Genomic DNA, 4,652 nt, shown 5'->3' on the forward strand with positions numbered 1-4,652 from the left:
CACGCTTGAGAGCGCCACAAGGTTCCATCATGCGAATCGGCCACCAACAGCACCCAGGCCGCGAAGAAGACTGGCCCCCAAGTTTTGGCCTTTTTAACCCCTCTTTTTCAACAGGCTGCTAAAGCCGTGCAGTCGCCGATGAACTGGCGACCGCGCACGGCGGAGGATTTGATCGGCCAGGCGTGGCGAGTGGCGCTGGCGCAGGCGGGCAAAGCGAAGCGCTTGGCGGCTGATCCCTCAGCCACGATGAAGCTCCTGCTCTACGGTCCGCCGGGCGTGGGCAAGACCAGCGTGGTGGAGTTGGTGGCATTGCAGCTCGCAGGCACGCCGCTCTCCATCGAGGACTACAACGGGCGTGAGGTGACGGTGGACCTTGTGCGCGAGTGGATGAAGCAGCTTCCTTATGGCAGCCTGTTTAGTTCATGGTCGGTCAAGATCGTCAATGAGCTGGACCGCTGCTCCCGTGAAGCGCAGGACCTGCTGCTCACCTACCTTGACCGCCTACCACCGGGCCGAGCATTCCTCGGCACGAGCAACCTCCAGCTCGATCTGCTCACCGAGCGGTTCCAGACGCGGTTCCAAGCGATCAAGCTGCTGCCGCCGACCACGGAGGAACTGGCCGCTTTCCTGACCGCTCATTGGGCCGTGCCGCTGGTGACCGCGAACCAGATCGCCGTGGGCAGCGGCGGCTGTGTGCGGGCCGCCCTCGCCGATCTCGAATCCTACCTCGACCACACACCCTGAACCCGAACCAACGAACGACCATGCAACACATCCAACAAATGATTGATCAACACGGCGGCTTTGAGGCCGTCCGCACTCGCTACCTCCGTCTTGAGAACCCGCCGTTCATGCGACTGGTGATCGAGGTGATCGGCGGTCCGTATCCGAACGGCGCGTATGAAGTCAGCGTGGCGCACTACGCCGAGCAGAACGGTGACGCGATGCGCGATCCTGAAATCACGTTCCTCGTAGTTCCTGCGGAACAAGGCACGACCTGGACGCCGCTCACCTTCGAGAACAGCTACCTCGGCTGCTATCAGGTGGTGTCAAGCGTGAGCAGCGCTGGACTAATCGAGCCGCGAGAGCCCGCGATCATGCGTGATTTGCGCGACTTCGCCACCCAGTGGGACCGCAACCTCAAGCAGCAGGGATTCATGGCCGTGTTCGAGCGCCAATATGGTGATCAAAACGGTGCGACACACGCGGTCATGGTGACGAGGCCAAGGGAAGATCGGTTCAATGCTGATTCATGAACCTGAACCCATCCCTCCACCCATGAGCAAGAAAGACCTCATCGAACAACTGCGCCATCGCATTGCCAGCAACGACCGCTGGGCCTTGCGAACGCTAATGCGCATCTACCAGAACCAGACGGCTGATGAGCAATGCCGTGAAACCACCATTGAGCGCAATGGCATCGGGTTCACCGGACCCGATGCCGAGATAATGACCAGCTTCGCACGCCAGTATCAGCGGCGCGGATGCCTCAGCCCCAAGCAGATGATCATCCTGCACCGCCGCATGCCGGCCTATGCGAAGCAGATCGTGCAATGCACCGACACCACCCGCCTTGAACACGCCTTTTGCGGCACCTGCTATACGCACACTGTGGATAGCCAATCTGCCGCATGTACCCACACCCAACACACCACCGACACCACCATGCCCACACGCACCCTGAACCGAAACGCCGAAACCCCTGAAATCGAATTGCCGCCCGACGCGGCCACGGCCGATGATCACCGCAACCCGCCCCGCCGGAGGCGCAATGAAGAGGAACCCGCCCCTGACGTCGGCCACCTCGTGCAGCCAGAGGCGCGCCATGAACTCGACAAGTTGATCCTGCATGCAGAGGTGAAGACGGACATTCTGTCCGGTCTGCGGGCGCTGGAGATCCGTGCAGATCTGGACCGCATCTGGAACCTGAGCAGCATCCAACCGCAGGAAGGAAAGTGCATTTTGAACTTCTACGGCCCACCGGGAACGGGTAAAACTCGTGCAGCTCTTGGCATCGCGTTGCGGCTGCGGAAGCCGCTCTATCAGGTGGATTACAGCGCGGTGATTTCCAAATACCTCGGCGACACCGCCAAGCACATCAAAGCAGCGTTCCAATCCGCGCGTGAGCATGACGCGGTGCTGTTCTTCGACGAGGCCGACAGCCTTCTTTCCAAGCGCGTCGCCACCGGCGAATCCTGCTCAACCTCCATCAACCAAAATCGCAACTGCCTGATGCAGGAATTGGATCGGTTCGACGGGGTGGTGATCGTGACCACGAACCTGTTTGAGAACTACGACCCCGCATTGCTGCGCCGCATCCAGCGCCACATCAAATTTCGCCTTCCAAACGCCTCCATGCGAAGGGAGTTGTTCGCCCTTCATCTACCCAACCCAGATCGGGTGCAGGCTGATTACGCAGTTCTCGCGGAGCTATCGAAGGGACTCAGCGGCGGGGACATTTTGAATGTTTGCGTGAACGCGATTCATGTGGGGAGTGTGGATCCGAATCCGGAGCGGTGGCTTGTGACTCAGAAGATGCTGGAGAAGGAAATCGCCAAGGTGAAGAAGGCGAAGGCGGAGCACTCAGGGGAGAAGGGGAAGAACCGAAGGATGATCGGGTTTCAACCGAGTTGATCGGCGGAGGAATTGCTTTTGAGGGGGCCGGGGCGAGTTGATCCTGGACGTGGCGAGGAGACGGGGTGTGAGGGGCTGGTCACGTCGAAGGGAATCACCAGCCGGGCGGTGAGGATGCGGGTTGGTTTCATGATGGGGGATGATGGAATCGGTCATTTCGAAGCCTTCGGCGGGGATGCGAGGTCTTGAAGTCGGGCCACCGCTTCATTCACCATTTTCTCGCCAGCATCTGGAGCTAGAAAGCTGCATTCAGTGGCTCCGTAGCCGCCTTCTTTGACGGCTTGGGCGGTGGGGATATAGACGACGAATGGCGTGCCTTTGCCGTGATAGGCCAGGCCGAGGATGAAGGTGTTGGCGATGGGGGATTGCGCGGTGAGATCGAGTTGATGCTGAATGAAGGGTTCGCCGGGGATGGCGACGAGGGCGAGTTCGCGGCCGATCGCCATGGTCAGAAGACCGACCTCGGTGCTGAGGTTGCCGTGGCGATTGGGGATGGTGAGCAGGCTTTCCTTCACCTGGATCGCGCTGGCTGATTGCGCCTTGAGATTTTGGACGATTTGCAGCGCGCCTTTGGCCAGCGAGATGCCGGCTTGTTTGGCGATGTTGAAGCGGTTTCCGCCTCGCAGGTTGTGCAAGTCATAGGGATCGAGATCGCCTGACGCGCCTTGGAGAAGCATGGCCATGCAGTCGGGACCGAGTTCTTGCTCGATGTGATCGACCATGGCTCCTGGGTAGTCGCGCGAGACCACCCCTGCACCCATGAGGGTCACGGGGTGGCAGGCATACTGGACGGCGAGGGCTCGCGGCTTGCCGGTCATGTCTTCGACGCGAATGACGCCGACCGTAGGATCGACTGGCTTTGTCGGTCGGCGATCTGGATTCTCCCACATGGCACCGACGATGCCGGCGCGCACAAGTCGCCGATTGTGGGCCATGAAAGCGCTCTCAAAGGGGCCTTTGCCTGCCGCGAGTCGTGCCAGAAAGAGGTTCTGCGTCGCCTGACCGATGGCGGCGATGACTTTGGCCTCGATGGCGGCATACCAGGGATCGGCGGACAAGCCGGGCCAGTCGATGACTTCCGCCGGTGCCTTGGGGCTGCGCGTCCAATCGGGCGCGGCAGGTGGCTTGATGATCATGCCGCGTGGCGCCGGCGCGGCGTGGGTGTGTGTGGCGCAGAGGATGAGGTGATCGAGGCCATACTTCGCTTTGGCTTCATCAATGACCTTCTTGGAAGCGAAGACGATGAGATCGACGGAAACGATGGCCATGGAGGTCTGTGGAGTCTTCAGCACGAGCACTCGCGCAAACAAGGGATCGCGGAGTTGCAGTGGCTGGCCCACCAGATTGACCGCCTGATCGGCTGCGGGCGTGATTTCGACCTTGGCGGTGCCCGCTAGGAGTTGCGCTGGCTCTTGGGCCTTGATTGCCGAGGCAAACAGGCATGTGATGAAAAGGAGAATCTTCATGGCAATAGCGGCATGATGGATTGCGCGACCTGCTTGGACTGAATCGCCGTTCCCTCAGCGGTGTAGTGCACCCCGCCAGCGTCCCATAGTTTTGTGGGGTGTTTCGCGACCAGCGTGTAGAGATCATCCACGACGATGCTTGCTTTGGCGATGATCGTAGCGGCGACTTGGTTCTTTTCGATGACATCTGCGTCAGGGGCGTCGTCCTTTTTTTGGCAGGGCGTGGTGGTGGCCCAGATGAGTTTGGCGTTGGGGGCATGGCGTTTGAGCGTGGCAATCACATCGGGCAATCCGGTGCGCACATCGGCAACGTCGCCGTGCAGGCCAAGGTTGAAGTGGATGACCGAGTAAACATTCTGCCGGAGCACGAGTTTGATCTCATCGAGCAACGCGGGGTCGCCCGCGGCCTTGGAACTGCCGAGCAGGGAGACGTAGGCCTTGCCCTTGAGTTCCGAGCCCACCTCGGCGGCATAGCGCACGGTAATGGAATCGCCGATGAGCAGGACCAGTGGCAAAGCTGGACCATCCGAAGGCTTGGTCTTGAGCGAGATC

6 protein-coding genes are annotated in these 4,652 nt (G+C 60.4%); 3 read left to right on the forward strand and 3 right to left on the reverse strand.

Annotated features, from left to right (window positions below):
- Positions 1–138: 138 nt before the first annotated feature.
- From ACILSI_RS26670 to ACILSI_RS26680, 3 genes are read left to right on the forward strand one after another with little or no spacing between them, the layout of a single operon-like run.
- A complete protein-coding gene (locus ACILSI_RS26670) occupies positions 139–744 on the forward strand; it encodes an AAA family ATPase (protein ID WP_395724973.1) in 606 nt (201 codons plus the stop codon).
- A gap of 20 nt (positions 745–764) precedes the next feature.
- A complete protein-coding gene (locus tag ACILSI_RS26675) occupies positions 765–1,256 on the forward strand; it encodes a DUF6908 domain-containing protein (RefSeq protein ID WP_395724974.1) in 492 nt (163 codons plus the stop codon).
- Positions 1,257–1,278: 22 nt separating this feature from the next.
- Positions 1,279–2,634, forward strand: a complete 1,356-nt coding sequence (locus ACILSI_RS26680) for an ATP-binding protein (RefSeq protein ID WP_395724975.1) — start codon at positions 1,279–1,281, stop codon at positions 2,632–2,634.
- On the opposite strand, the gene ACILSI_RS26685 is transcribed toward ACILSI_RS26680, so the two are convergent.
- From ACILSI_RS26685 to ACILSI_RS26695, 3 genes are all read right to left on the reverse strand, one after another.
- Positions 2,622–2,765 carry a hypothetical protein gene (locus ACILSI_RS26685; RefSeq protein ID WP_395724976.1) on the reverse strand — a complete coding sequence of 48 codons (144 nt, stop codon included), beginning with the start codon at positions 2,763–2,765 and terminating at the stop codon, positions 2,622–2,624. The two genes, ACILSI_RS26680 and ACILSI_RS26685, sit on opposite strands and share 13 nt — an antisense overlap.
- Positions 2,766–2,786: 21 nt before the next feature.
- Entirely contained in the window at positions 2,787–4,100 is a 1,314-nt protein-coding gene (locus ACILSI_RS26690) for a hypothetical protein (protein WP_395724977.1), read from the reverse strand.
- Positions 4,097–4,652 (reverse strand): SGNH/GDSL hydrolase family protein (locus tag ACILSI_RS26695; RefSeq protein WP_395724978.1); only part of this gene is annotated, 556 nt, incomplete at its 5' end. The genes ACILSI_RS26690 and ACILSI_RS26695, both read right to left, overlap by 4 nt.

This window comes from Prosthecobacter sp., from assembly GCF_044232965.1.
Classification (GTDB): Bacteria; Verrucomicrobiota; Verrucomicrobiia; order Verrucomicrobiales; family Verrucomicrobiaceae; genus Prosthecobacter.

Coding starts and splice junctions, on each gene's coding strand:
- ACILSI_RS26670 (WP_395724973.1), top strand. CDS start 139: ATGAACTGGCGACCGCGCACGGCGGAGGATTTGATCGGCCAGGCGTGG.
- ACILSI_RS26675 (WP_395724974.1), top strand. CDS start 765: ATGCAACACATCCAACAAATGATTGATCAACACGGCGGCTTTGAGGCC.
- ACILSI_RS26680 (WP_395724975.1), top strand. CDS start 1,279: ATGAGCAAGAAAGACCTCATCGAACAACTGCGCCATCGCATTGCCAGC.
- ACILSI_RS26685 (WP_395724976.1), bottom strand. CDS start 2,765: ATGAAACCAACCCGCATCCTCACCGCCCGGCTGGTGATTCCCTTCGAC.
- ACILSI_RS26690 (WP_395724977.1), bottom strand. CDS start 4,100: ATGAAGATTCTCCTTTTCATCACATGCCTGTTTGCCTCGGCAATCAAG.